Origin of the sequence: Salinarimonas rosea DSM 21201, from assembly GCF_000429045.1 — a bacterium.
Classification (GTDB): domain Bacteria; phylum Pseudomonadota; class Alphaproteobacteria; order Rhizobiales; family Beijerinckiaceae; genus Salinarimonas; species Salinarimonas rosea.
The window spans coordinates 89,355-114,042 of sequence record NZ_KE386842.1; the positions used below are offsets into that span (position 1 = coordinate 89,355).

Annotated in this window: 25 protein-coding genes; 15 read left to right on the forward strand and 10 right to left on the reverse strand. The window is 73.4% G+C overall.

Features of this window, described 5'->3' with window-relative positions; genetic code table 11:
- The first annotated feature begins 23 nt into the window (after positions 1-23).
- The 3 genes from G407_RS0123690 to G407_RS0123700 are packed head-to-tail and all read left to right on the forward strand — an operon-like array spanning position 24 to position 3,093.
- Complete coding sequence (locus tag G407_RS0123690) at positions 24-1,340, forward strand: lytic murein transglycosylase (RefSeq protein ID WP_084327770.1); 1,317 nt, start codon at positions 24-26, stop codon at positions 1,338-1,340.
- 32 nt (positions 1,341-1,372) lie between these two features.
- Positions 1,373-2,620, forward strand: coding sequence for an SGNH/GDSL hydrolase family protein (locus G407_RS29720; protein ID WP_052341819.1), 1,248 nt, complete (start codon positions 1,373-1,375; stop codon positions 2,618-2,620).
- Between the two features lie 50 nt (positions 2,621-2,670).
- A complete protein-coding gene (locus tag G407_RS0123700) occupies positions 2,671-3,093 on the forward strand; it encodes a PilZ domain-containing protein (RefSeq protein WP_029032805.1) in 423 nt (140 codons plus the stop codon).
- Between the two features lie 48 nt (positions 3,094-3,141).
- Here the strand turns inward: G407_RS0123700 and G407_RS0123705 are convergent, their stop codons facing one another.
- On the reverse strand, positions 3,142-4,203 hold the full coding sequence (locus G407_RS0123705) for a TadE/TadG family type IV pilus assembly protein (protein ID WP_029032806.1): 1,062 nt from the start codon (positions 4,201-4,203) through the stop codon (positions 3,142-3,144).
- A gap of 144 nt (positions 4,204-4,347) precedes the next feature.
- Between G407_RS0123705 and G407_RS0123710 the strand changes: the two genes are divergently transcribed.
- Positions 4,348-5,157, forward strand: coding sequence for an SDR family NAD(P)-dependent oxidoreductase (locus G407_RS0123710; protein WP_029032807.1), 810 nt, complete (start codon positions 4,348-4,350; stop codon positions 5,155-5,157).
- 9 nt (positions 5,158-5,166) lie between these two features.
- Here G407_RS0123710 and G407_RS0123715 read toward each other — a convergent pair whose 3' ends face one another.
- Positions 5,167-5,463: a 4a-hydroxytetrahydrobiopterin dehydratase gene (locus G407_RS0123715; protein WP_029032808.1), complete on the reverse strand. Its 297-nt coding sequence runs from the start codon at positions 5,461-5,463 to the stop codon at positions 5,167-5,169.
- A gap of 227 nt (positions 5,464-5,690) precedes the next feature.
- Between G407_RS0123715 and rpmF the strand changes: the two genes are divergently transcribed.
- A complete protein-coding gene (rpmF, locus tag G407_RS0123720; protein ID WP_029032809.1) occupies positions 5,691-5,876 on the forward strand; it encodes a 50S ribosomal protein L32 in 186 nt (61 codons plus the stop codon).
- Positions 5,877-5,978: 102 nt separating this feature from the next.
- Here rpmF and G407_RS29725 read toward each other — a convergent pair whose 3' ends face one another.
- Positions 5,979-7,373, reverse strand: a complete 1,395-nt coding sequence (locus G407_RS29725; RefSeq protein WP_084327772.1) for a serine hydrolase domain-containing protein — start codon at positions 7,371-7,373, stop codon at positions 5,979-5,981.
- A 44-nt stretch (positions 7,374-7,417) separates the two neighbouring features.
- Complete coding sequence (locus G407_RS0123730; protein ID WP_029032810.1) at positions 7,418-8,833, reverse strand: alginate export family protein; 1,416 nt, start codon at positions 8,831-8,833, stop codon at positions 7,418-7,420.
- A gap of 541 nt (positions 8,834-9,374) precedes the next feature.
- Here G407_RS0123730 and G407_RS29730 point away from each other — a divergent pair.
- Complete coding sequence (locus tag G407_RS29730; RefSeq protein WP_052341821.1) at positions 9,375-11,162, forward strand: EAL domain-containing protein; 1,788 nt, start codon at positions 9,375-9,377, stop codon at positions 11,160-11,162.
- A gap of 55 nt (positions 11,163-11,217) precedes the next feature.
- Here the strand turns inward: G407_RS29730 and G407_RS0123745 are convergent, their stop codons facing one another.
- Complete coding sequence (locus G407_RS0123745) at positions 11,218-12,429, reverse strand: methyl-accepting chemotaxis protein (RefSeq protein ID WP_210163156.1); 1,212 nt, start codon at positions 12,427-12,429, stop codon at positions 11,218-11,220.
- 300 nt (positions 12,430-12,729) lie between these two features.
- Between G407_RS0123745 and aroC the strand changes: the two genes are divergently transcribed.
- The 3 genes from aroC to G407_RS0123760 all read left to right on the forward strand — a co-directional run bounded on the left by aroC (position 12,730) and on the right by G407_RS0123760 (position 16,351).
- Complete coding sequence (aroC, locus tag G407_RS29735) at positions 12,730-13,854, forward strand: chorismate synthase (protein ID WP_043540453.1); 1,125 nt, start codon at positions 12,730-12,732, stop codon at positions 13,852-13,854.
- A gap of 72 nt (positions 13,855-13,926) precedes the next feature.
- Positions 13,927-15,006 carry a 3,4-dihydroxy-2-butanone-4-phosphate synthase gene (gene ribB / locus G407_RS0123755; protein ID WP_029032813.1) on the forward strand — a complete coding sequence of 360 codons (1,080 nt, stop codon included), beginning with the start codon at positions 13,927-13,929 and terminating at the stop codon, positions 15,004-15,006.
- Positions 15,007-15,103: 97 nt separating this feature from the next.
- Complete coding sequence (locus G407_RS0123760; protein ID WP_029032814.1) at positions 15,104-16,351, forward strand: MFS transporter; 1,248 nt, start codon at positions 15,104-15,106, stop codon at positions 16,349-16,351.
- A gap of 27 nt (positions 16,352-16,378) precedes the next feature.
- On the opposite strand, the gene G407_RS0123765 is transcribed toward G407_RS0123760, so the two are convergent.
- From G407_RS0123765 to G407_RS0123775, 3 genes are all read right to left on the reverse strand, one after another.
- The gene (locus tag G407_RS0123765) at positions 16,379-16,777 is read right to left on the reverse strand and encodes a hypothetical protein (protein WP_169728830.1); all 399 of its coding nucleotides are present in this window, start codon (positions 16,775-16,777) and stop codon (positions 16,379-16,381) included.
- Between the two features lie 81 nt (positions 16,778-16,858).
- The gene (locus G407_RS0123770) at positions 16,859-17,110 is read right to left on the reverse strand and encodes a hypothetical protein (protein WP_156917702.1); all 252 of its coding nucleotides are present in this window, start codon (positions 17,108-17,110) and stop codon (positions 16,859-16,861) included.
- Positions 17,111-17,234: 124 nt separating this feature from the next.
- Complete coding sequence (locus G407_RS0123775; protein ID WP_043540454.1) at positions 17,235-17,744, reverse strand: L,D-transpeptidase; 510 nt, start codon at positions 17,742-17,744, stop codon at positions 17,235-17,237.
- 217 nt (positions 17,745-17,961) lie between these two features.
- Between G407_RS0123775 and coaBC the strand changes: the two genes are divergently transcribed.
- The 5 genes from coaBC (at position 17,962) to G407_RS0123800 (ending at position 22,177) form a co-directional block, all read left to right on the forward strand.
- Positions 17,962-19,203, forward strand: coding sequence for a bifunctional phosphopantothenoylcysteine decarboxylase/phosphopantothenate--cysteine ligase CoaBC (gene coaBC / locus G407_RS0123780; protein WP_043540455.1), 1,242 nt, complete (start codon positions 17,962-17,964; stop codon positions 19,201-19,203).
- Positions 19,200-19,652, forward strand: a complete 453-nt coding sequence (gene dut, locus G407_RS0123785; protein ID WP_029032819.1) for a dUTP diphosphatase — start codon at positions 19,200-19,202, stop codon at positions 19,650-19,652. Before coaBC ends, dut begins: the two co-directional genes overlap by 4 nt.
- 58 nt (positions 19,653-19,710) lie before the next feature.
- A complete protein-coding gene (locus G407_RS0123790) occupies positions 19,711-20,166 on the forward strand; it encodes an RrF2 family transcriptional regulator (protein ID WP_029032820.1) in 456 nt (151 codons plus the stop codon).
- Between the two features lie 77 nt (positions 20,167-20,243).
- A complete protein-coding gene (gene cysK, locus G407_RS0123795) occupies positions 20,244-21,239 on the forward strand; it encodes a cysteine synthase A (protein ID WP_052341822.1) in 996 nt (331 codons plus the stop codon).
- Between the two features lie 86 nt (positions 21,240-21,325).
- Entirely contained in the window at positions 21,326-22,177 is an 852-nt protein-coding gene (locus tag G407_RS0123800) for an SDR family NAD(P)-dependent oxidoreductase (protein ID WP_029032822.1), read from the forward strand.
- A 49-nt stretch (positions 22,178-22,226) separates the two neighbouring features.
- Here the strand turns inward: G407_RS0123800 and G407_RS0123805 are convergent, their stop codons facing one another.
- On the reverse strand, positions 22,227-23,498 hold the full coding sequence (locus tag G407_RS0123805) for an MFS transporter (protein ID WP_029032823.1): 1,272 nt from the start codon (positions 23,496-23,498) through the stop codon (positions 22,227-22,229).
- Between the two features lie 223 nt (positions 23,499-23,721).
- Complete coding sequence (locus G407_RS29740; protein WP_043540456.1) at positions 23,722-24,147, reverse strand: group III truncated hemoglobin; 426 nt, start codon at positions 24,145-24,147, stop codon at positions 23,722-23,724.
- A gap of 89 nt (positions 24,148-24,236) precedes the next feature.
- On the opposite strand from G407_RS29740, the gene G407_RS29745 reads away from it, so the two are divergent.
- Positions 24,237-24,686 (forward strand): RrF2 family transcriptional regulator, encoded by a 450-nt coding sequence (locus tag G407_RS29745; protein WP_043540457.1) that lies wholly within the window; start codon positions 24,237-24,239, stop codon positions 24,684-24,686.
- Positions 24,687-24,688: the final 2 nt, after the last annotated feature.

The window sequence follows — 24,688 nt, forward strand, 5'->3', positions numbered from 1 at the left end:
TCGGTTCCCGAAAGCGATCGCCCATGCCCCACGTCGCCCGCGCCCATCGACGGTCCGCCACGCGACCGCCCCTCTCGCGCCGCGCCCGCGCGCTCGCCGTCGCGATCGCGGCCGCGGCGCTGCCGCTCGCCGGCTGCACCGTCGCCGGCGCGGGGACCGGCATCGGCGAGCCGATCGGGGTCGCCACCGCGAGCCTCGACGCGCGCGCGCCGCAGGAGGGCGTGCCGCAGGGGGAATTCGGCAGCTTCGTCGCCGGGCTCTGGCCGGAGGCGCAGGCCCGCGGGGTTTCCCGCGCGACCTTCGACACGGCCTTCGCCGGCGTGACGCCCAACCCCCGCATCGTCGAGCTGACGCGGCGCCAGTCCGAGTTCACCCGGCCCATCTGGGAATACCTCGACAACGCCGTGTCCGCCGAGCGCATCCGCCTCGGCGAGGCCGCGCGCACGCGCTACGACTCGGTCCTCTCCTCCGTCGAGCGCGCCTACGGCGTGCCGCAGGCGATCGTGCTCGGCGTCTGGGGCATGGAGACCAATTTCGGCGGCTTCACCGGCGACATGGACGTCATCCGCTCGCTGGCGACGCTCGCCCACGTCCGCCACCGGGGCGACTTCTTCCGCGGCGAGCTGCTCGCCGCGCTCGAGATCCTCGAGACGGGCAAGATCTCGCGCCGCGAGCTCGAAGGCTCCTGGGCCGGCGCCATGGGCCACACCCAGTTCATGCCGACGAGCTACCTGCGCTTCGCGGTCGACGGCGACGGGGACGGCAAGCGCGACATCTGGCGCTCGATCCCCGATGCGCTCGCCTCCACCGCCAACTACCTGAAGGAGCACGGCTGGCGCACCGGGCTGCCCTGGGGCCTCGAGGTGCGCCTGCCGGCGGGCTTCGACTTCGCCCAGCGGCAGATGCCGTTCGCGAGCTGGGCCGCGCTCGGCGTCGCCCCCGCCGCCGGCGGTGCGCTGCCGGCGGGCGGCGCGGAGGCGACGCTGTTCCTGCCCGCCGGCGCGCGCGGCCCGGCCTTCCTCGTCACCGCCAACTACGACGTGATCAAGCGCTACAACTCGTCCGACAGCTACGCCATGGGCGTGGCCCTGCTCGGCCAGCGGCTCACCGGCGGCGGCGGCGTGCGCGGCGATTGGCCGCGGGGCGAGCGCATGCTCGATGCCGCCGAGCGTCGCGAGCTGCAGAACCGCCTCGCCGGGCTCGGCCTCTACGACGGCACGATCGACGGCAAGATCGGCTCCATGACCCGGGAGGCGGTGCGCAGCTTCCAGCTTTCCCGCGGGCTGACGCCGGACGGCTACGCCGACGTCGCCCTGCTCGAGGCGTTGCGCGGGCGCTGACGCCGCGGGGCGGATGCGCTATGATACGGGGCATGCCGATGCGCGTGCCCCGCCCGCTCGTCCGTCTCGCCATCACCTGCGCCGCGCTCGTCCTCGCGATCACGGCGGGGATGGTGCCCACGCGCGCCAACGAGGACGAGCGCCGGATCTGGCTCGAGGTGCTGCGCTCGCAGCCGGCGACCGCGGAGCCCGCGCCGGCGCCCCGCCAGCGGCCGAGGCGCGCCGCCCGTCCGGCCGCGCCCGCCACCGCGCCGCGCGCCGAGCCCGCCGCCGCGGCGGCCGCAGAGGTGCCCCAGGACGTGCCGATCACCCACCGCGTCGTCGTCTTCGGCGATTCGCTCGCGACGAACCTCGGCGAGGGCCTGGCCGACGTCCTCTCGGACAAGCCGAACGTCGTGGTCGAGACCCGCGCGCAGGGCTCCTCGGGCCTCGTGCGCGACGACTTCCACGACTGGCGCGCCGAGATCGACCACTTCCTCACCGGCGAGGACGCCTTCGACATCGGCGTCGTGCTGGTCGGGCTGAACGACCGCCAGGACATCGCCGGGCCCGAGGGGCGGCTCGAGCGGCTCGGCCCCGAGTGGAAGGACGCCTACGCGAGGCGCGTCGACACGATCCTGGCGAAGTTCCGGGCGGCCGGCGTGCCGCTCGTCTGGGTCGGCCTGCCGCCGATGCGCTCGTCGCGGCTCTCCACCGATCTGCTGGCCATCAACGAGATCGTGCGTGGGCGCGTGACACGGGGCGGCGGCATCTGGGTCGATACCTGGCAGGGCTTCGTCGACGACGACAACCGCTATTCCGACAACGGCCCGACGCTCGAGGGCCAGATCGCGCGCCTGCGCGCCGGCGACGGCATCCACTTCACGCCCGCGGGCGGCCGCAAGGCCGCGCATTTCGCCGACGTCGAGATCCGCCGGCTGCTCGCCCGCGATCGGCCCGCGCCGATCTCCGCCGCCGCGCCGGTGCCCGCTGCCGGCGGCCTCGCCGCGATCGGCGACCTCGAGGCGCTCACCGTCGAGGAGATCATCGCCCGGCTCTCCGCGCTTCCGGAGGCGCCGGAAGACGTCGCGATCGAGGACGCCCCGCCCGCGATCGGCCCGGTCGTGCCGCTCACCGAGACCGCCGCGGCGGGATCGACGGCGCTCGTGCGCGCCCCGCCGCTCGCCGACCGGGCGACGCGGCTCCTCAACGAGCGGGTCCTGGCCGACGGGGTCGCGCCCCCCGCCGCGCCCGGCCGGGCGGACGACTTCACCTGGCCCGCCGCTCCGGTATCGCGTTAACCCATTCTCAGCAGCCCGTCGCTATCCTGCGGGCTCGGAAGGATGGGACCATGAGCACCTTCGCGGAGACGAGCGAGCAGCGGACGGCGCCCCGGCGGCGCGCGCTCGTGGCCGCGCGCATCCGCTACGGCGGCGGCGCCGTCACGGTCGACTGCGTGGTGCGCAACATCTCCGACACCGGCGCCAAGATCGACCTCTCCGAGGGCGTGACGCTGCCCGAGCATTTCGAGATCGTCATCCCGCAGATGAACGCCGTGCACCGCGCCGAGCTGCGCTGGCGCCGCGGGAGCGAGGCCGGCATCGCCTTCCTCGACGCCGCCGAGGGCGAGCACCGGGCGGACGCGGGCCCGCTGGCGCAGGCGAGCACCGCCCCGACGCCGAGCGAGGCGGCGCTCAAGGCGCGCATCCGCGCGCTCGAGGCCGAGGTCGTGCGGCTGCGCGAGCGCATCCTCGAGCTCGGCGGCGGTCTCTGAGCGGCAGCCTCCGAGCGGCGGTCTCCGAGCGACGCGTCCCGCGCGCGCTCAGCGCACGATCATCACCTGCTTGTCCGTCACCTGCTCGCGCACGGGGCAGTTCACCACGAGCCGGATGTCGTCGTAGTCGGTGTCCGTCCAGCCGAGGTTCGGCGGCCGGTCCTCCCAGCCGAAATACATGTACATTCCCTCCTGGCAGGCCTGGGTCGCCGTCGTCGGCGTGCGCCCCGTGCGCCGGTTCGGGATGATGCCGCCCTGCGCCACCGGCTTGCACTCGTCGAGCGTGGCGCAGCGGATCGTCTCCAGGATCGGGCTCGTGCGCATGTCGAGCGGCGTGCGGGTGGTGCCGCCCGTCACCCGGTAGCCGCGCACGTCGTGGATCATCACGCGGGTGTCCGGGTCGAGCACGGTGTCGGCCCAGTACTCGTAGACCTGCTGCGCCGGATCGTCCCAGCGGCTCGGATAGCGCCGGGCGCTGCGCACGTTGCGCAGCATGTAGCTCACCACCTCGCCCGGGCCGCAGCTGGGCAGCGCATGGCCCTGCGCCGCGTAGTCCGTCGGCGGCGAGCCGTTGTCGGCGATGGGCGTCAGCGCGCGGCGCCCGCCGTCCGCCTCGCCCGCCCGCTCCGAATCGTAGCAGTAGAGGTAGATCCGGTTGTAGTCCGCCGCCTCGGGCTCGAGCAGCGACTGGTGCGGCGGCTCGGTCGCGTAGGTCGGCGGGATGCGGCGCGTCACGCTCTCGAGCACGAAGGGGATCTCGCGGGGCATGCCGGGCACGGCCGCCAGGATCCGGGTATCGAGGGACGCCTCCACCCGGACCGCGTAGTGCGCCGGGTCGAGCCATCGGCCGGTGACCTCGAGCGCGGTCAGCTGGTCTCCGTAGCGGCTCTCGATCAGCGTCTTCGCACCCGCGAGCGCCTCCGTGGCGATGTCGGCGTCGGCGGCGGCGATGCGCACCGCCGTCCCGTCGCCGACGCTGCGGGCGAACTCGCGGGCCGCGTTGACGCGGGTGTAGTCCACCGCGGCGCCGGTGAGGCCCAGCGTGGGGATGAGGGTCAGCGCAAAGGCGATGGCGACGTTGCCGGCCTCGTTCTTCCCGAAATCGAACATGGTCGTTCTCCTCGCTTTCAGGATCCTTTAAGCAGCGAGATCCGAAAGCGAGGTGTGCGCGAACGCTCCATTTCGAGACGTCCGCGAACGACGCGCTTCACGTTAGGGAAACCATTGGGTCCGCCCGGGCCCCGGAGGCACCTCATGCTCGACTTCACCGACCGGATCGTCCTCGTCACCGGCTGCGGCTCGCGGGCCGACGGATCCCGGGGCGAAGGCTGGGGCAACGGCCAGGCCATCGCGACGCTGATGGCGCGGCGCGGGGCGATCGTCGTCGGCTGCGATCGCGACACCGAGGCCGCGGAGGTGACCCGCCGCATCGTCGCCGGCGAGGGCGGCACCTGCGAGGTCCATGCCTGCGACGTGACGGACCGCGCCGCGGTGGAGACGCTCGTCGCGGACGTCGTCGCCCGGCACGGACGCATCGACGTCCTCGTCAACAACGTCGGCCGCTCGGAGCCGGGCGGTCCCGTGGAGATGGACGAGGAGACCTTCGACGCGCAGATCGACGTCAACCTCAAGAGCGCCTGGCTGTGCTGCAAGGCGGTGCTGCCCGTCATGGAGCGGCAGGGGCGCGGCACGATCGTGAGCGTCGCGTCCGTGGCGGGGCTGCGCTACATCGGCAAGCCGCAGGTGGCGTATTCCGCCGCGAAGGCCGCGCTCCTGCAGATGACGCGCGCCACCGCCGTGCTCTACGCGCCCCGCGGCGTGCGGCTCAACGCCGTCGTGCCCGGCCTGATCGGCACGCCGCTCGTGCGCCGCCTCGCCGACAAGTACGCCGGGGGCGACTACGAGGGCTTCGTGGCGACCCGCAACGCGCAGGTGCCGATGGGCTTCATGGGAGACGCCTTCGACGTCGCCAACGCCGTCGCGTTCCTGGCGAGCGACGAGGCGCGCTACGTCACGGGGACGCAGATCGTGGTGGACGGCGGCTTCGTGGCGGCGACCCGCTGACGGCGCGGGTCAGCCCGCCGCGAGCCGGTCCATCTCCTGGGCCAACGTCACGTCGAGCCGGGTCAGCCCGCCGGCGTCGTGGGTGGAGAGCGTCACCTCCACCGTCCTGTAGACGTTGAACCATTCGGGATGATGATCGTGCTTCTCGGCGACGAGCGCCACCTTCGCCATCCAGCCGAAGGCGGCGACGAAATCGGCGAAGTCGTAGCGCTTGTGGATGGCGTCGCGACCCTCGACCAGGCTCCAGCCCGTGAGCCCGGGGAGCATCGCGTCGCGCTCGGCGGCGGTGAGCGTCTCGGCGGCCATGCTGCGTTCCTCCTGTCGGCACTCGTCGTGCGGAGGTAGGGCGCGGCGGCGGGTCGCGCCAGGGGCGTCGCGGGCGCCGGGACGGCCTGCGCGGGAATCCTCCGCGGCCTCGTTTTTCGGGGTAGGCAAGCGCGCCGCGAGCGTATATAGACCGCGCCTCGACCGACTTCCCGCCGGCGAGACGCGCACTCGCGCGCGCCGGCGCATGCCCCGACCGGAGACGAACCATGGCCGTTCCGAAGAGAAAGACGTCGCCGTCCAAGCGCGGCATGCGCCGTTCGGCCGACGCGCTGAAGGCCCCGACCTATGTCGAGGACAAGGACTCGGGCGAGCTGCGCCGCCCGCACCACGTCGACCTGAAGACCGGCATGTACCGCGGTCGCCAGGTGCTGACGGTGAAGTCCGAGGACTGAGCCGGGACGCGGGCCTGCCGCGCCTGCGCCGTCGACGCCCCAATGGGCCCGCCCTCGCGCGGGCCCTTTCGCGTTGGTGCCGCACCGTGGCACCGGGCCCGATCACCCGCCGGCGAGATGGCGGGCGATGGCGCGGAAGGCCGGCAGCGTGATCGGATCGTTGGCGGCGTTGCCGGCGGTCGGGTGCGAGGCGAAGCGCGCGATCACCAGGCGCGCCGTCGGGTCGACCCAGATCGTCTGCCCGTGCACGCCGCGCGCCAGGACGGTGCCGTGGGGATCGTGCGACACCCACCACATGCCGCGATAGCTCCAGCCCTCCAGCAGCGCGTAGCCGGCCTTCGCGAACGCCTCCCGGTCGCCGCCGCCCAGGATGCTCGCCACGGCCGCCGCGGGGAGGATCTGGCGCCCCTCGATCCGCCCCGCGTCGAGCAGGAGCTGGCCGACGCGCGCGAGGTCGCGCAGGCCCGCGTTGAGCCCGCCTCCCGCGAAGGGCGTGCCGATCGAGTCGACCGTGAAGTAGCCGTCCAGCTCCGCGCCCATCGGTCGCCAGACGCGCTCGGACAGGAGCTCCGTCACCGGCATGCCGGCGACCCGGGCCACGATCCAGCCGAGGACGTCCGAATTGGCGGTACGGTAGCCGAAGGCCTCGCCGTGCTCGGCGCCCGCGGTCTTCTCGACGGTGACGAGAAACTCGTAGTAGGTCCGCGGCCCCTCGTAGCCCGGCGGCTTCGGCAGCGGGCTGCCGGCGGCGGCGTGGCGCCAGACCTCGGCGTCGGGATCCGTATAGTCCTCGCTGAAGTCGATGGCCGTCGTCATGTCCATCACCTGGCGGACCGTCGCGTCGCCGAAGCCGCTCGCCGCAAGCTCGGGCACGTAGGCGTCGACCCGCGCCGTCTCGTCGAGCACGCCGTCGGCGACGAGGATCTCCGCGAGCAGCCCCGTCATCGACTTCGTGACCGACATCGCGCCGTGGACGCCCTCCGGCTCCAGGCAGCCGGCATAGCGCTCGAACACGATGCGCCCCTCGTGGAGCACGACGATGCCGTCGGTGAAGGTCGCCGGCAGCGCCTCGGCCACGTTCATGGTCTCGCCGGTGCCGAGGACCTCGAAGGTGACCTCGGCGATGTCCGGGCGTTCGTCGCGGGGCAGATCCGCGACGCGGAGCGGATCGCGCGAGACGACGCGCGTGGGCATCAGCTCGCGGAAGTGGCACACGGTCCAGCGCATCGCCGGGAACTCGAAATAGCTTCCGTCGGCGAAGCGGACGATGCGGTCCTCCGGCGGCGGGAAGCCCTTCATCCAGCCGAGGGCGCCGGGATCCGACGCCTCCGCGGTGGGCGCCGCCGCGGCGGCATCCGGGCCGGCCCCGGGCGCGGCCTGCTGGGCGGCGACCGGCGCCGCGAGACAGGCGAGGAGGGACGCGGCCGCGGCGCGGCCGAGGAAGCGGGCGCGGGGACGGGCGAACGGGCGGAACAGACGGCGGGTCCGGCTCGGCATGGTCACCTCCTCCTCGCGTCGCGGCACCGTCCGGCGCGGCGGGATCAATACTCGATCACCAGGTTGGCGAAGCCCCCGACCCAGGCCGGCGCCCGGCCGCCGGCGACCCGGTCGATGCCCTCGCCGGGAAACGAGACGCTGGCGCCAACCGTCAGGAAGGCGTTGGGCGTCACGACGCGCGTATATTCGACGAACAGATCGTCGGAGAGGTGCGGGTGGGTGACGCCGGCGACGAGCGCCGGAGCCCCGCCGGACGCGGCGACCCGCGTCGCCTGCCCGAACTGCAGCGGGCTGCGCAGCTCGACCGCGCGGATATGGGCGTAGCGGAAGGTCAGGATGTCCCGCGGGCTCGGCGCCAGCGCCAGGGTCAGGAGATGGGCCTGGACGTTGGTGTTGATGAACACCATCGAGGATTTCGAGCCGGTGGCCCAGGCCCGGGGGCTGCCCTCGTAGAAGAGCGGATCGAACCGCTCCAGCCGCGCCGTCGCGGGGTCGTCTCCCGAGAAGCCCTGGTAGGCGTAGGACAGGGTGGGCCGCCAGGGCAGCTCGGAGAACACGCGCCCGATCTCGACGCGGCCGCCGACGGCGGCGAGGTCGATGCGGTCGTTCCACTCGTAGGCGCCTTCCGCCGAGACCCACAGGCCGGGCACCGCATCCGGCAGCGGCTCGGCACGGGCGAAGACGTCGACGAAGGAGAGCCCGTCGCGGGCACCGGGCAGGATCGCCGGCGGCCCTCCGGGCACCGCCCGCACGTAGGGCGAGCGCGAGCGCTGCACGGTGGCGAGGGTCGCGCCGAGATAGGTTCCCTCGCGCGGGTCGGCGCGCAGCGTGCCACCGACGATCCGCGTCTCGCTGTCGTTGTCCGACAGCTCGTTGGCGTCGAGGTAGAACAGGTCGGCGGAGAAGATCCCTGCGCGGGCCCGGGCGATGGCGGTCGTCTCCCAGGCCTTGCGCGGGCCGAGCTTGAGTGCGCCGCGCTCGAAGCCGTTCGAGCCCCCGTTGGCGATCAGCATGCCGGTCCCGGCGCGGTAGTCCTGGCGCCCCGCCGAGAGGTCGAGGGAGACGGGGGCACCCGGGGCGCCGAACCGCAGGCCCAGGTGGCCCTGCTCCAGCGTCGCCCGGCCGGTGTCGCCGATGGCGTAGGCGTCCTCGCCGGCCGTGCCGGAGATCACCGTGGAGATGCGCCCGTAGGCCAGGACGCCGTCCGCCAGCGCGGCCTCGAAGGAGAGGCCCGGCTCGACGTAGCCTTCGAGCCAGGCCCTGTCCGGCTCGTAGCGGGCCTGGGGCGAGAAGATCGAGGCGAGGTCCCAGAACAGGCCCGATTCGACGACCGCGTTCACGCCTGCGCCGAGATGGGCGCGGACCGTCAGGCCCGGGCGGTCGACGAGGAGCAGGGGATCGGGCGCCGCCTCCTGCGCCGCCGCCGGCGCGGCGACGAGGGCGAAGAGCGCCGCCGCCACGGAACAAGTGCCTCGGAAAGAATGCGCACGACCGCGCACGAACCTATCCTCCACGTTGAGCCGGAGGACATGTCACCACGAACGCGACGGGCCGGCAAGCGGACTTCTCCCGACGGCCGTCGACGGCCCGCTAGAGAAGACGCGACAGGAGGGGCCGCGCGTTGCGCCCGGAGCCGGCGCCGTAGCGTGCGCTCGCGTCCCCCGGCTCGGCCCGCCGGCGCTCGCGATAGGCCGGGAGCCGGCGCTCGCAGGCGATGAGCTGCGTCAGGAAGGCGGCGTCGGGTCGGCCATGGCCGCGCGGCCCGGGCGAATCGGACGGCGCGCCCGTCTCGAGCGGCACGAGCGCGCGACAGCCCGATTCGACGTCTCGTTGCCGCGTTAATGTCTCGTTATGCAACGGCGCGATCTCCGACGGGGACGACGACGACATCCTAGCAAGTCTCGCGCCGTTCTTCACCATTCGTTAACCCTCGGCGCCCATCCTCGCCTGGCAAGCCTGCGCGCGCGTGCTCGCGCGGCATCGGGCACGAACGGGGACGTCATGGAACTCGAGGGCGCACGCCCCCACGGCCCGAAGCGCGACACCGACGGCGGCCCGCCCCACACCCGGCGCTCCGATCGCGCACGCGGCCCCCTCGACCCGCGCTCCGTGCTCACCTCCATCGGCGAGGTCGTCTACGACTGGGACGTCGCGAGCGACGCGCTGACGTGGAGCGCCAACGCCGCCGAGGTGTTCGGCCTGCCGGACATGGCTCCCTTCGCCACCGGCGCCGCCTTCGGGCTGGCCTGCGAGGACATCGGCGGGCGCACACGCCACGACGCCGTCCTCGACGCGGGCCAGGCGGAGAGCGCACAGGCGGCGGCGGGCGCCGGCGTGCCCTATCGTGCCACCTACCTGCTGCGCCTGCCGGCCGCCGCCCGCGGCGCCCACGGCGCGGCGTCCGACGGATGCGTCCAGGTGGAGGACACCGGGCGCTGGTACGCCGACGGCGACGGCCGCCCGGCCTTCGCCCACGGCGTCCTGCGCCTCGCCCCGCCCGAGCGCGAGGCCAAGTCCGGCCCCAACACCCGGGCGGCCTTCCTCGCGCAGATCGGCCGGGACGTGACCGCGGCCGCGCGCTCCAACCGCCCGATGACGCTTCTCGTCATGTCGATCGAGGGCCTCGACCGGTTGAACGAGGAGCACGGGTTCGAGGTCGCGGACCTCGCGATCGAGGAGGCGATGCGCCGCGCCGCCGTGGTGATGCGCCGCCGCGACGTGTTCGCGCGCTACGCCTCCAACCGCTTCGGCGTCGCGCTGCTGTCGTGCACGCTCGACCAGGCGCCGATCGCCGCCGAGCGCCTGCGCGCGGGGGTCGAGGGCGCACCGCTGACGACACCGCGCGGCCCGCTCTCCGTGCGCGTCGCGATCGGCGCCGCCAGCGCGCCCGACCACGCGAGCGAGGCGGCGGGCCTGCTGCGCCGGGCCGAGGAAGCCCTCTCCGCCAGCCGTCGCACCGCCGCGGGCTACCAGATCTACCGCCCGGGCACGCTGCGCGGGGGGCCCGCCCCCCGGGCCGGGCGCGAGCTCGACGTGATCGCCGCGCTCAACGAGCGTCGCGTCGTCGCCGCCCGCCAGCCCGTGGTCGAGGCCGGGGGGACGCGTCGCGTCGCCTTCCACGAGGCGCTCGCACGCATCCGCGAGACGGACGGCCGCATCGTCGGCGCCGCCGACATCATCCCCCTGGTCGAGCGCGCCGGCCTCGTCCCGCTGCTCGACGCGCGCGTGCTCGAGCTCGCGGCGCGCCATCTCGTCGCCCATCCCGCCGAACGGCTGTCGGTCAACCTCTCGCCGCTCACCCTCGAGACACCGGACTGGCTCGGCATCCTCGCCGCCACGCTCGGCGCCCATCCCGGCGTCGCCGAGCGGCTGATCGTCGAGGTGACCGAGACCGTGGCCGTGCGGGACCCGGATGCGACCCGCGGCCGGCTCGACGCGATGAAGGCGCTCGGCGTCGCCATCGCGCTCGACGATTTCGGCGCCGGCCACACCTCCTTCCGGCACCTGCGCGAGTTCCCCGTGGATCTCGTCAAGATCGACGGCGCCTTCGTCCAGAATCTCGCCCGCTCGCCGGACGACCGCTTCTTCGTGCGCACCCTCGTCGACCTCGCCCACCACCTCGGCATCCCCACCGTCGCCGAATGGGTCGAGACCGAGGAGGCGGCCGCCATGCTCGCCGGCTGGGGCGTGGACTACCTGCAGGGCGACCTGTTCGGCGCGGCCGCGATCGCGACGGGAGAGGCGATCGAGGGGACGGACGCGACGGTGCGGCGCGCCGCCGTGGCGTGACCGGCGCCTCCGGCCGCGGCCGGGGGCCGTAGCCCCCGCCCCTCCCCGCTCGTCGTCACATCCGGCCGACCTCCGCGAGGAAGGTCCGCACCGCCTCGGCGACGCGGCCGGTTTCCTGCTCCACGCGGCTCGTCGCCGCGAGCGCACCGTGCGCCGACCCGCTCGAGCTCTCCGCCGCGGCACCGACCCCGGTCATCGCCTCGCCGACCTCGGACGCCCGGGCGGCGGCGGTCGCGACCGAGCGGCTGATCTCGGCGGTCGTCGCCGCCTGCTGCTCGACTGCGGCGCTGATCGCGGTGGCGCTCTCGTCGATGCGCGCGATCACGGCCTGGATCTGGTCGATCTCGCCCACGGTCTCCGCCGTGGCGCTCTGGATGTGGGCGATCTGGCCCGAGATCTCCTCGGTGGCGCGCGCGGTCTGGCTCGCCAGCGTCTTCACCTCGGCGGCCACGACGGCGAAGCCCTTGCCCGCCTCCCCGGCGCGCGCGGCCTCGATCGTGGCGTTGAGGGCGAGCAGGTTCGTCTGCGCCGCGATCGAGGAGATCACGGAGACGATCTGGCCGATCCGCTGCGAGGTCTCGGCGAGCGCCGAGACGCTCTGCGAGGTCGCCCGCGCCTGCTCGACCGCCTGGCGCGTCACCTCGTTGGAGGCCTGGACGCGGCCCGAGATCTCCGCGATCGACGCGTCGAGCTGCTCGGCCGCCGCCGCCACGGCCTCGACGTTGGCGGACGCGTCGCGGGCGGCGTCGGACGAGGACCGCGCCCGTTCGGACGTCGTGCGGGTCGCGTCGATCACCGACGCCACAGCGCTGCGGGTCTCGCCGCCGGCGTCGCGGACCGCGGTCGTCACCTCGGTGATCGTCTGCTCGAACGCGTCGATGGCAGTCGAGAGGCTCGTGATCACCGACCACGACAGCGTGGCTGCGACATAGCGGCCGCTCCGATCGAAGACGGGCGAGATGTGGAGATCCATGCGCTCGGTGCCGAGCCGGATCTTCGTGCGCCAGGGCAGGCGCGACGGATCCCCGACGATGGCGCGCTGATGCGCCGGATTCTTGTGGAACACGTCCATGCTCGTGCCGACCATCCGGTCGGGATCGACGCCGGCGGGGAGCACGGCGCGGATCGCCTGCAGGGTCTCGACGCTGCGCCGGTTGGCGTAGATGATCGTCGCGTCCCTCGGGTCGAGCACCAGGACGTTGTTCGGCAGCGAGTCCAGCACGGCCGCGTGATCGACGGCGGCTCCCGTGCGCGCGTCGTCGTGCACGCGATGTCCTTCGCTCGGGCGCGATCGCCGCGCCAGCGCATCTCGAAACATCCCAGTCCCCTTCCCGGTCTCGGCCTCGACCTTCGGCCTTCGGCACGTCAGCACCTGCGAGGCGTAGGGGGAACGAATGAATTCGTTCCTAATTCCGCTTGGAACAAGTATTTTACCGGACGCGCTCCCGTGGCGGGTCGGGGCTCGAGCGCCGCGGCCGCCGTCCGGCCGCCACCTGCGCCCACGATGCGCCGCCCCCTTCCCCTCCCTGCGCTTCTCCCCTAGAAACCGGGGCAGGAGCGCGCGTCCATGTCCCACAACACGTTCGGCCATCTCTTCCGCGTCACGACCTTCGGCGAGAGCCACGGGCCGGCGCTCGGCTGCGTGGTGGACGGCTGCCCGCCCGGCATCCCGCTCGCCGTCGAGGAGATCCAGGCGGAGCTCGACCGGCGCCGGCCGGGGCAGTCGCGCTATACCACGCAGCGGCGCGAGCCCGACGCCGTGCGCATCCTCTCCGGCGTCTTCCAGGACGAGCGGATGGCGGCGCAGGTCACCACCGGCACGCCGATCGCTCTGGTGATCGAGAACGTCGACCAGCGCTCGAAGGACTACGGCGAGATCCGCGACGCCTACCGCCCCGGCCACGCCGATTTCGCCTACGACGTGAAGTACGGCGTGCGCGACTATCGCGGCGGCGGGCGCTCATCGGCGCGGGAGACGGCGGCGCGGGTCGCGGCGGGCGCCATCGCCCGCAAGGTCGTGCCGGGAATGACGGTGCGCGGCGCGCTCGTGCAGATGGGCCCGCACGGGATCGACCGCGAAGCCTGGGACTGGGAGGAGGTCTCCCGCAACCCCTTCTTCTGCCCGGACGCGAAGGCCGCCGCCCTGTGGGCGGACTATCTCGACGGCATCCGCAAGGCGGGCTCGTCCATCGGGGCTGTGATCGAGGTCGTCGCCGAGGGCGTGCCGCCCGGCCTCGGCGCACCGGTCTACGGCAAGCTCGACGGCGAGCTCGCCGGGGCGCTGATGTCGATCAACGCGGTCAAGGGCGTCGAGATCGGCGAGGGCTTCGCGGCCGCCGCCCTCACCGGCGAGGAGAACGCCGACGAGATGCGCCCCGGCAACGGCGGCGCACCGGTGTTCCGCTCCAACAAGGCCGGCGGCGTGCTCGGGGGCATCTCGACGGGCCAGCCCGTCGTCGCCCGCTTCGCGGTCAAGCCCACCTCCTCGATCCTCGCCCCGCGTGCCTCGGTGACGCGCCAGAACGCGGAGACCGAGGTCGTCACCAAGGGCCGCCACGACCCCTGCGTCGGCATCCGCGCGGTGCCGGTCGGCGAGGCCATGGTGGCATGCGTGATCGCAGACCATTATCTGCGCCACAGAGGGCAGGTCGGCGCGGTGCGCAGCTGGCCTCTGGAGCGTCCCTTCGGTTAAGCACCGTTCGAACGACCTTGCGGCCGGCGGCGCCCGCCACCCTCCCGCCGCCCGAACAGAGCAGCGACACCCATGCCCCAATCGGTCACCGACGCCATCGAAGCCTTCGCCCGCGGCGAGATCGTCATCGTCACCGACGACGACGACCGCGAGAACGAGGGCGACCTCATCGTCGCCGCCTCGCTGTGCACGCCCGAGAAGATGGCGTTCATCATCCGCAACACCTGCGGCATCGTCTGCGCGCCCGTCACGGCGGCGCAAGCCAAGCGCCTGCGGCTCGACCCGATGGTGGCCTCGAACGACGCGCCGCTCGGCACCGCCTTCACCGTCTCGGTGGACGTGCGCCACGGGCTCACCACCGGCATCTCGGCGGAGCAGCGCTGCAACACCGTGCGCGCCCTCGCCAACGGCAACATGGGTGCCGAGGACTTCGTGCGCCCGGGCCATGTCTTCCCCCTCGTCGCCAAGGAGGGCGGGGTGCTGATGCGCTCGGGCCATACCGAGGCCGCCGTCGACCTGTGCAAGCTCGCCGGGCTGCCCGAGGTCGGCGTGATCTGCGAGCTCGCCAACGACGACGGCACCGTGATGAAGGGCGACCAGATCGTCGCCTTCGCCGAGCGGCACGGGCTGAGGCGTGTCTCCGTCGCCGACATGATCGCCTATCGCCAGCGCCGCGAGCGTCTGGTGACCCGGGTGGGCACGTTCCCGGTCGAGACCCGCTTCGGGCCGATGACGGGCTACGCCTACACGACGCCCTTCGACGCCGTGCAGCACTTCGCCCTGGTTCACGGGCGCGTCGGCGACGGCCGGGGCGTGCTGGCGCGCCTCCACCGCGCCAACGTCGTCACCGACGTCTTCGGGCCCACCGGCGCCGTCGACAGCGCGCTGGCGCGCTTCGCCGCCGAGGGTCGCGGCGTCCTCGTCTACCTGCGCGAAGGCACCGCCGGCGTGCCGCTGACCTCCTACTCGGAGGAGGCCGGCCGCTCGGAGGCCGAGCGCAATGCCGCCTGGCGCGAGGTCGGGCTAGGCGCGCAGATCCTGCGCGACCTCGGGGTCACCTCGATCCGCAATCTCGCGAGCTCGTCGCGCTCCTACGTCGGCCTCGCCGGCTTCGGCATCGCGCTCGAGGAGACGGTGCCGCTCGACGGGTGACGCGCCGCGCGCGCCGGCGGGGACGCGCCTCGCCGCACGACGGCCTCTGCACGCCGCACCCTCGTCGCGGCCGCCGTCCCGTGGTAGCGCTCCCGGGATGACCGCACCCGCTCCCCCCGCCCCCGGATCCCCCGCCCGCGCCGGTGCGGACGCGATCGACGCCCGGCCCGCCTGGATCCGGCTCGCGATCGCCGTGTGCCTGTCCTCGCTGGGCGGCGTGGGCATGTGGTCGATCGTCGTCGTGCTGCCGACGGTCGAGGCGGCCTTCGAGGCGAGCCGCGCCGCTTCGTCGCTCGCCTACACCGTGCTGATGCTCGCCTTCGCCGGCGGCGGCGTCATGATGGGGCGGCTCGCCGACCGCACCGGCATCGTGCCGCCGCTGCTCGCCGGTGCCGCCTTCCTCGCGACCGGCTACGCCGCGAGCGCGGCGGCGCCGAGCCTTCCGGTCTTCATCCTCGCCCACGGGCTCGTGGGCCTCGGCGCATCCGCGACGCTCGGGCCGCTGATCGCCGAGATCTCGCACTGGTTCCGGCGGCGGCGCGGCATCGCGGTGGCGATCTGCGCGGCCGGCAACTACGTCGCCGGCGCGATCTGGCCGCCGATCGTGCAGGCGCTGGTCGAGGCCGGCGGCTGGCGCAGCGCCCATCTCGCCATCGCCGGCATCCTCCTCGTCGGCATGGTGCCGCTCGCGCTCGCGCTCCGGCGACGTGCGCCGCTCGGCGACGTGGGCACGGCGCACGTCGCCCCGCCGGGGCGCGCCGCGCTCGGCCTCTCGACGAACGCGCTCACCGCGCTCCTCTTCGTCGCCGGCATCGCCTGCTGCGTGGCGATGGCGATGCCGCAGGTGCACATCGTCGCCTATTGCACGGAGCTCGGCTTCGGCGCCGGCGCGGGGGCGCAGATGCTCTCGCTGATGATGCTCTTCGGCATCGTCAGCCGCGTCGCGTCCGGCTTCGTCGCCGACCGGATCGGCGGCCTCGCGACGCTGCTCGTCGGCTCGACGCTCCAGGCCTTCGCGCTCCTGCTCTACATGCTGGTCGACGGCCTCGCCGCCCTCTACGTCGTCTCGGCGCTGTTCGGCCTGTTCCAGGGCGGCATCGTGCCGAGCTACGCCATCGTCGTGCGCGAGTACTTCGCCCCGGCCGAGGCGGGCATGCGCGTCGGCCTCGTGCTGATGGCGACGATCCTCGGCATGGCCTTCGGCGGCTGGCTTTCGGGCGCGATCTTCGACGCCACGGGCGACTACGCCGTGGCCTTCCTCAACGGGCTGGCCTGGAACCTCGTCAACATGGGCGTGATCGCGATGCTGCTGCTGCGGCGCGGGCGGCGGCTCGCGGCGGCGTGATGGTTGGGTGCCGCCGGCAGCCGAAGCTCAGCGGCTTTCCGGCCGGAGAGGGCCGAGGTTGACGATCAGCTCGGGGTGCCGCTCGTTCACCTTTCGGTACTCGGCAACGATGCGCTTGAAGAGCCGGGGCCCCGCAGGGCCGATGACCCCGTGTCCGTGTGCATCGATATCGGGGAAGAACCGGCGGTCGAAGGGGAGAAATGCCCTCTTTCGTACATCGACGAGAAATGGGACCGCCTGACCGGCGCGTCTTGCGCTCTCGATGGAGACCCGCAGCACGCCGACCGGCGTCGCATCCTCGAACCGATCGACCCGCGAGGTCGTGTAGACACCCACGACGAGGCCTTCGGCAGGAACAGCCGCCGTCGTGACCGCTGCAGCAACACGCGGCGTGAAGACGCCGATGACGCACGCGGCATGGCGCACGGGTCCCGGCCTATCGGGCTCTTGCTCGTAGGGAAACGAGGTCCAGACGAAGTCTCCGGACCGGAGCGGGATCACCGCCGGTCACCTGAACAGCGACAGGCGCTCTTCGAAGTCTTCGTCGCTTTCGCCGGGATCGCGCTGAAGCTCGTAGCGATCCAGGCTGAAACGCTGCGTACTCGGCTCGCCGTCGGAAAGAGCGTCGATGTACTCGGCATGACGCCGCACGAGATCGGTGAGCAGCGTCTCGACATCCAGGTTGTCGCGCGCCGCCGTCCGCCGAGCGACCTCGACGACATCGGACGGAAGCTCGATCGCAACACGCCCGCCGCTCATGTCACCCTCCATTCGGTTCGCCGTACGGCTCCTCGCTAGAACTAGCATGAAGGCGCCCGGCGCTCCACTGCACCGACGCCTTCGCGGAGTCGGTTGGACAGGAGGGCGCACATCGGCATCCCCCTCACCGCACCATCACCACCGCCGTCCCCACCCGGACCCGCTGCATCAGGTCGAGCACGTCCTCGTCGCGCATGCGGATGCAGCCGTAGCTCGCCGCGGAGCCGATGGAGGCGCGCATGGTGCGGGTCGTGCCGTGGATGGCGGTGAGCCCGTCGTCGAGGGTGAGCGCGGCGGCGCCCATCGGGTTCGAGGGGTGCCCGCCGGGGATCACGTCGGGCAGGTGCGGCAGGTCGCGGCGGACGTCCGGCGGGGGCGTCCAGGCCGGGGCGACGTGCTTGCCGTCGATGCGCCGCCAGCCGGTCCACATCTTGTCGGCGCGCGGCACCGCCACGCGATAGCGGATCGCGGTGCCGTCCCCGAGGTCGAGGTAGAGCGCGCGCTCGGAGGCGCGCACCACGATCGTGCCGGCGGGCACGTCGAGATCGAAGGCGACGCGCTCGCGCGCCTGCAGCGGCGCCGGCGCGAAGGCGAACCAGGCGGCGAGAACGAGGATCATGGTGAGACGCTGCATGCGTCGGGCCTCCCCGGGCGTTGCGATGGGGAGCGTTCTCGCGCGAAAGCCTCCAGCGCCGGATGAGCGAACGTGGTTGAGAGAGGCTCAATCGCGCGGGATGGTCGGCAGAGCGTCGACGAAACGCATCGAATTGCGCGCATCCGCGTCCGGCCACGTTCCGCACGGGGGCGGGAGCGTGCTACAGATCGCCGAGCAGCGACCGATCCCGGCCACCATGACCCTCGACGGCACCCGCATCCTCCTCGTCATCGGCGGCGGCATCGCCGCCTACAAGGCGCTCGACCTGATCCGCCGCCTGCGGGAGCGCGGCGCGGGGGTGCGCTGCGTGCTCACCGAAGGCGCGCAACGCTTCGTGACGCCGCTGGCGGCGGCGGCGCTGTCGGGCGAGCGCGCCTTCACCGACCTGTTCGACCGCGAGGACGAGGCCGCCATCGGCCACATCCGCCTGGCGCGGGAGGCGGACGCGGTGGTGGTCGCGCCCGCCACGGCGAACCTGATGGCGCGCATGGCGAGCGGCCAAGCGGACGACCTCGCGACCACCGTGCTGCTGGCCACCACGGCGCCCGTCCTGATCGCACCGGCGATGAACCCGACGATGTGGCGCCACCCGGCGACGCGCCGCAACATCGAGACGCTGCGCGCCGACGGCGCCGCGGTCGTCGGCCCGAACGCGGGGCCGATGGCGGAGCCCGAGAGCGGACCCGGGCGGCTCGCGGAGCCCGTGGAGATCGCCGACGCGCTCGCCGCGCTCCTGTCCCCGGCCCTCGCCGCTCCCGCCGGGCCTCTGGCCGGACGGCACGTGCTCGTCACGTCGGGCCCGACGCACGAGCCGATCGACCCCGTGCGCTACATCGCCAACCGCTCCTCGGGCAAGCAGGGCCACGCCATCGCCGCCGCCGCCGCCGCCGCCGGCGCGCGGGTGACGCTCGTCTGCGGCCCCGTGACGATCCCCGACCCGCCGGGCGTCGCCGTCGTGCGGGTCGAGACCGCCCGGGAGATGCAGGCCGCCGTCGAGGCGGCGCTGCCGGCGGACGTCGGGGTCTTCGCCGCCGCTGTCGCCGACTGGCGCACGACCGAGGCGGCGCCCTCCAAGCGCAAGAAGGACGGCGGCACCCCGCCCCCCCTCGCGCTCGCACTCAACCCGGACATCCTCGCCGGCGTCGCGCAGCGCACGGACGGGCGGCCGGCCGTCGTCGTCGGCTTCGCGGCGGAGACCGACGACGTCGTCGCCAACGCCCGCGCCAAGCTCGCGCGCAAGGGCTGCGACCTCGTCGTCGCCAACGACGTCTCCGCCGCCGGCGGCGGGGTGATGGGCGGGGACCACAACACGGTGCACCTCGTCGACCGCGGCGGCGTCGAGAGCTGGCCGCGCGCCGGGAAGGACGAGGTCGCGCGGCGCCTCGTGGGACGAATCGCGTCCCTGCTCGCCGCGGGAGAGGAGGGAATTCCCACGTGACTGCGACCATTCGCGTCAAGCGCCTGCCGCATTGCGGCGATCTTTCGTTGCCGAAATACGAGACAGGCGGCGCGGCGGGGCTCGACCTCGTCGCGGCGATCAGTCATAATACGTACATAGATCTGGGAATTCGCGAGAGGGTCCTGGTCCCGACCGGCTTCGCGCTCGAGCTGCCCGACGGCTACGAGGCGCAGGTGCGGCCGCGATCGGGGCTGGCGGCGCGGCACGGGGTCACCGTGCTCAACGCACCGGGCACCATCGACGCGGACTATCGCGGCGAGGTGATGGTCCTCCTCGTGAACCTGGGCGACGCACCGTTCCGGATCTCCCGGGGCATGCGCATCGCGCAACTGGTCGTCGCACCGGTCACCCGGGTGACGCTGGTCGAGGTCGCCGCGCTCGGGGAGACGCCCCGCGCCGGCGGAGGGTTCGGGTCGACCGGCGGGTGAGCGCCGGCGGCCGGAGTGGAATGCACGGCCGAACGGCCGCACGAGGGGGTTCGCCGTCATGATCCTGCTGTCACGCCGTTCGCTGCTCGCCATCGCCGCAGTGGTGGACATCGCGCTGCACGCGCGCCCGACGCCGGTGGCGGCGAAGGTCCTGGCCCAGCGCCACAACCTGCCCCCGCGTCATCTGGAGACCGTCCTGCAGGCGCTGGTTCGCTTCGGCATCCTCAAGGGCGTGCGCGGCCCGCGCGGCGGCTACGAGCTCGCCAAGGAGCGCCGGCGGATCACGGCGGGCGACATCGTGCGCGCGGCGATGAGCGTCACCGGCGAGGACGGGCTGCCGCCGCTGCCCGAGAGCCAGCTCGTCGACGAGGTCGTCGGCCCCGTGGTCAAGAGCGCCGGCGAGGCCTTTCTGGGCGAGCTCGACGCCATCACCGTCGAGGACCTCTGCACGCGCGCGGACGCGATGAAGGAGCCCGGCGCCCCCAGCGACGACGCGCTCGATTTCGCAATCTGATATGTGAATTCCAAAACAACCGCGACACCACCCGTGAAATCGGCTAGAAGGGGCGCAACCGAAACACGGAGGCTCTCATGGCCATTTCGCACGCCGCCCACGGCGGCCCTACCGACGAGACCCCGCGCACCCACGGGCGCGGCCGCGTCTACGAGTCGATCACCCAGACCATCGGCGACACGCCGCTCGTGCGCCTCGCCCGCCTGCCGCAGGAGCGCGGCATCGACGCCGACATCCTGCTCAAGCTCGAGTTCTTCAACCCGATCGCCTCCGTGAAGGACCGCATCGGCGTCTCGATGATCGAGGATCTCGAGGCGCAGGGCCGCATCGCCCCCGGGGCGACGCTGATCGAGCCGACCTCGGGCAACACCGGCATCGCGCTCGCCTTCGTCGCGGCGGCTCGCGGCTACCGGCTGATCCTGGTCATGCCCGAGACGATGTCGCTCGAGCGGCGCAAGATGCTCGCCTTCCTCGGCGCCGAGCTCGAGCTCACGCCCGGCCCGCAGGGCATGAAGGGCGCCGTCGCCCGCGCGCGCGAGCTGGCCGAGGAGATCCCCGGCGCGGTGATCCCGCAGCAATTCTCCAACCCGGCGAACCCGTACATCCACCGGGTGACGACGGCCGAGGAGATCTGGAACGACACGGCCGGCGCGGTCGACGTGCTCGTCTCGGCGGTCGGCACCGGCGGCTCGATCACGGGCGTCGGCAAGGTGCTGAAGGCGCGCAAGCCCGAGGTGAAGGTGATCGCGGTCGAGCCCGAGGACAGCCCGGTCCTCTCCGGCGGCCAGCCCGGCCCGCACAAGATCCAGGGCATCGGCGCGGGCTTCGTGCCGGAGATCCTCGAGCGCGGCCTCATCGACGAGGTGGTGACCGTGGGCAACCAGACCGCCTTCGACACCGCGCGCGCGCTCGCCCGCGCCGACGGCATCCCCGGCGGCATCTCGACGGGCGCCAACGTCGCCGCCGCGCTGGAGATCGCCGCGCGGCCCGAGATGAAGGGCAAGACGATCGTCACCTTCGCCTGCTCCTTCGCCGAGCGCTACATCTCGAGCGCGCTGTTCGAAGGGCTGTGAGACGCCTCTCCTCTCCCCGACGGGAGAGGACCGCCGGCGAGGCGGGGGCACTCCCGCAGCACGACAGAAGACCCGGAGGATCCGTCATGGCCCATCCCGCCCTCGAGCCCGGCGCCACCGCCGTCGTCACCGGCGGCGCGGCCGGCATCGGCCTCGCCGCCGCCCGCCGCTTCGCCGAGGCGGGGCTGAACGTCGTCGTGGCCGATCTCGGCGAGGAGCGCCTCGCGCGGGCCGCCGCGGTGCTCGCCGCCGCCGCGCCGCGCGGCGCGGACGCGATCCTGGCCCGCGCCTGCGACGTGTCGCGCCTCGCCGATCTCGTCGCGCTCGAGGCGGAGGTCGCCGCGCGCTTCGGCGGCACCGACGTGCTCGTGCTCAACGCCGGCATCCAGCCGGGAAGCCGCGTCGACGGCCCCCGCGAGGCGTGGGAGCGCATCCTCGCGGTGAACCTCTGGGGCGTCGTCAACGGCGCCCACGCCTTCGTCGGCGGCATGCGCAGCCGCGGGGGAGACGGGCTCGTGATCGCGACCGGCTCGAAGCAGGGCATCACCACGCCACCCGGCGACCCGGCCTACAACGTCTCCAAGGCGGGTGTGAAGGTCTTCACCGAGGCGCTCGCCCACGACCTGCGCCAGGACCCGGAGTGCCGGATCACGGCCCACCTCCTCATCCCCGGCTTCGTCTTCACCGAGCTCACGGCGCGGGGCCGCACCGAGAAGCCGGCGGGCGCCTGGACGCCGGAGGAGACAGTGGACTTCATGCTGGAGCGGCTCGAGGCGGGCGATTTCTACATCCTGTGCCCCGACAACGAGGTGACCCGCGCCGTGGACGGGAAGCGCATCCGCTGGGCGGCCGGCGACGTCGTGGAGAACCGGCCCGCCCTCTCGCGCTGGCATCCGGACTGGGCGGACGCGTTCGCCGCGTACATGCGGGACGGGTGAGGACGCGAGCACGTCGGCTCTGCCCTCGTCCCCATCCTCGTCGCGGGGCTCACCGGCCCGAGTCGCCGAGCGCCGCGTCGGCCTCCCACCCCCGCCGCAGCTCCGCCGTCAGCCGTCGCGCGATCGCGACGCAGGCGATCGAGAGTGCGACGCACCAGGCGCCCATGAACAGGCTCTGGGTGGGAAAGCCGATGCCGAGGTCGATCAGCACGCCTGTGAGGCCCGGGCCGATGGCGGTCGAGACCACCATGATCGTCGTGGCGAGGGCGCGGATCGCGCCGAGGTGCCGCGTGCCGTAGACGTGGGGCAGGAGCACGCCCCACAGCGCGCTCGCGGCACCCTGCGTGATCCCGATCACGCCGAGCGCGCCCCACCAGGCCTCGACCTGCTCCGCCGGGAAGACGAGGGCGATGCCGATGCCCATCGGCAGGAGGAAGACCGGCAGGAGCCGCTGTGGCCCGAACCGGTCCGCCGCCCACCCCGCCGCGAGCGCAGAGACCACCGTGGTCGTCGCGAAGGCGGGGTAGCCCGGCGCCATTTCCGCGAGCGTCCAGCCCTTCACCGCCGCAATGTGCGACTGGTGGAAGAAGGCGACGGTGCTGACGAAGCCCGGCGTGAGCAGCACCGGCACGAGCGCCGGCAGGAGCCAGTGCCGGACGGCGTCGGAGCGCGCCCAGTCGCGCCCGTCCTTCCGACGTAGACCCGCGAGGCCGGGGCGGGGAGCCGCCTCGCTGCCGCCGCGCGGGTGCCGCTCCTCCCGCAGCAGCGCCCAGAGGAGCGGCGCGACGACGAGGAGGACGACGCCCGCGACGCCGACCCAGGTCGGCCGCCAGCCGATCGCCGCCACCGCCGAGACGGCGACGAGCGGGATCACGATCTCGCCGGCGGGGTGCCCGAGATTGGCGAGCGAGACCGCCCGCCCGCGCCGGGCCTCGAACCAGCGCCCCATCGCCGTCATGGCGATGTGGCTGAACATGCCCTGCCCGCAGAACCGCAGCAGGAACACGCTCGCGCCGAGCAGCCAGAGCGACTGCGCGGCCGCCATGCCGAGGGCCGCGAGGGCGAAGGCGCACGCCGTGAGCGGCGCGAGGCGCGAGAGCGACATCGTGTCCGCGACGGCGCCGCGCCAGAACATCAGCGCGGCGGCGGTGAGCGTCGCCACCGTGTAGAGCGTGCCCCAGCCGCCGTCGCTGAGCCCGTGCTCCTGCTTGATCGCGCCCGCGAAGAGCGCGATGAACCACGTCTGGCCGAAGGCCGAGGCGAAGGTGAGCAGGAAGCCGGCCCCGAGCCAGCGGGCGTTCTCTCGGATGAAGCTCGGCATCTGCTGGGGGACCGTCCGGTTGCATCGTTCGCCGCGCCGAGGCCGCGCGGCGTCCGCGCAGCGCGGCAGGCCCCATTGGCCTACACCCTCCCGCCACGCGGCGCATCGTGCGGCGGTGGCGATCGGCGGTGCGCCGACGCGCGAGCCGAACGGTCACGCCTGCCCGCGCGTTCCCCCGATCCTCCGTCGTGCGGGTCTCCGGCCCCGGGCGGGAAGGCCGTCCTCAGGCCGGTAGGTCGAGGGCTTGCGGCCCGATGCCGAGCCCGATCATCAGGCTGTCGGCGATGCGGTGCGCGCGGTCGACGAGGAAGGCGGCGGCGTCCGGGGGGCAGACGTCGCGCGCGGTCGCCTCGAACAGGGCGAGCCAGCGGGCGAAGGCCGCCTCGTCGAGCCCCATGCCGCCGTGCGCCCGCTGGGGCCTGCCGCTGTAGCGGCCCGTCTCGCCGGCGATGGCCGACCAGAAGTCCACCATCTTCGCCAGGTGCGCGTCCCAGCGCCCGGCGAGCCGCGCCTCGAAGATCGGGCCGAGCTCGGCGTCGTCGCGGATGCGCGCATAGAACGTGTGGACGAGCCGCGCGACGTCGCCGTCGTGGATCGGGACCCGCGGCGCGACGAGCGGGACGCGGGTTCGTGCGGAGGCGTTCGCCATCGCCCTCCTCCAAATCAGGTATCTCGGACGCCTCTTTTCCCTACGCCCGACATCGGGGTATTGTCGATACCCGTATCGGGACATCCGTAATGAAGCTGACCCTCCACACCGACTACGCCCTGCGCGTGCTGATGACGCTCACACTGCTCCAGGACCGGGTCGTGACCATCGACGAGCTGGCGCGGCGCCACCGTGTGTCCGAGAACCACCTGCGCAAGGTGGCGCAGTCGCTCGGGGCGCTGGGGCTCGTCGCGGGCCTGCGCGGCCGCGCCGGAGGGCTGCGCCTCGCCGTCGATCCGCGGCGGGTGCGCATGGGCGGCATCGTGCGCGCCCTGGAGGACGACCCGGGTCTCGTCGCCTGCCTCGGCGACGCGCCGGCGGCCTGCGTGCTCTCCGGCGCCTGCCGGCTGACCGGCGCGCTGGCGCGGGCGCTCGACGCGTTCTACGCCGAGCTCGACCGGCTCACGCTGGCCGATCTCGTCGGCTCCGCGCCGGCGATGCGCGCGCGGCTCGGCCTCGCGGACGCCGACGCGTCGTGACG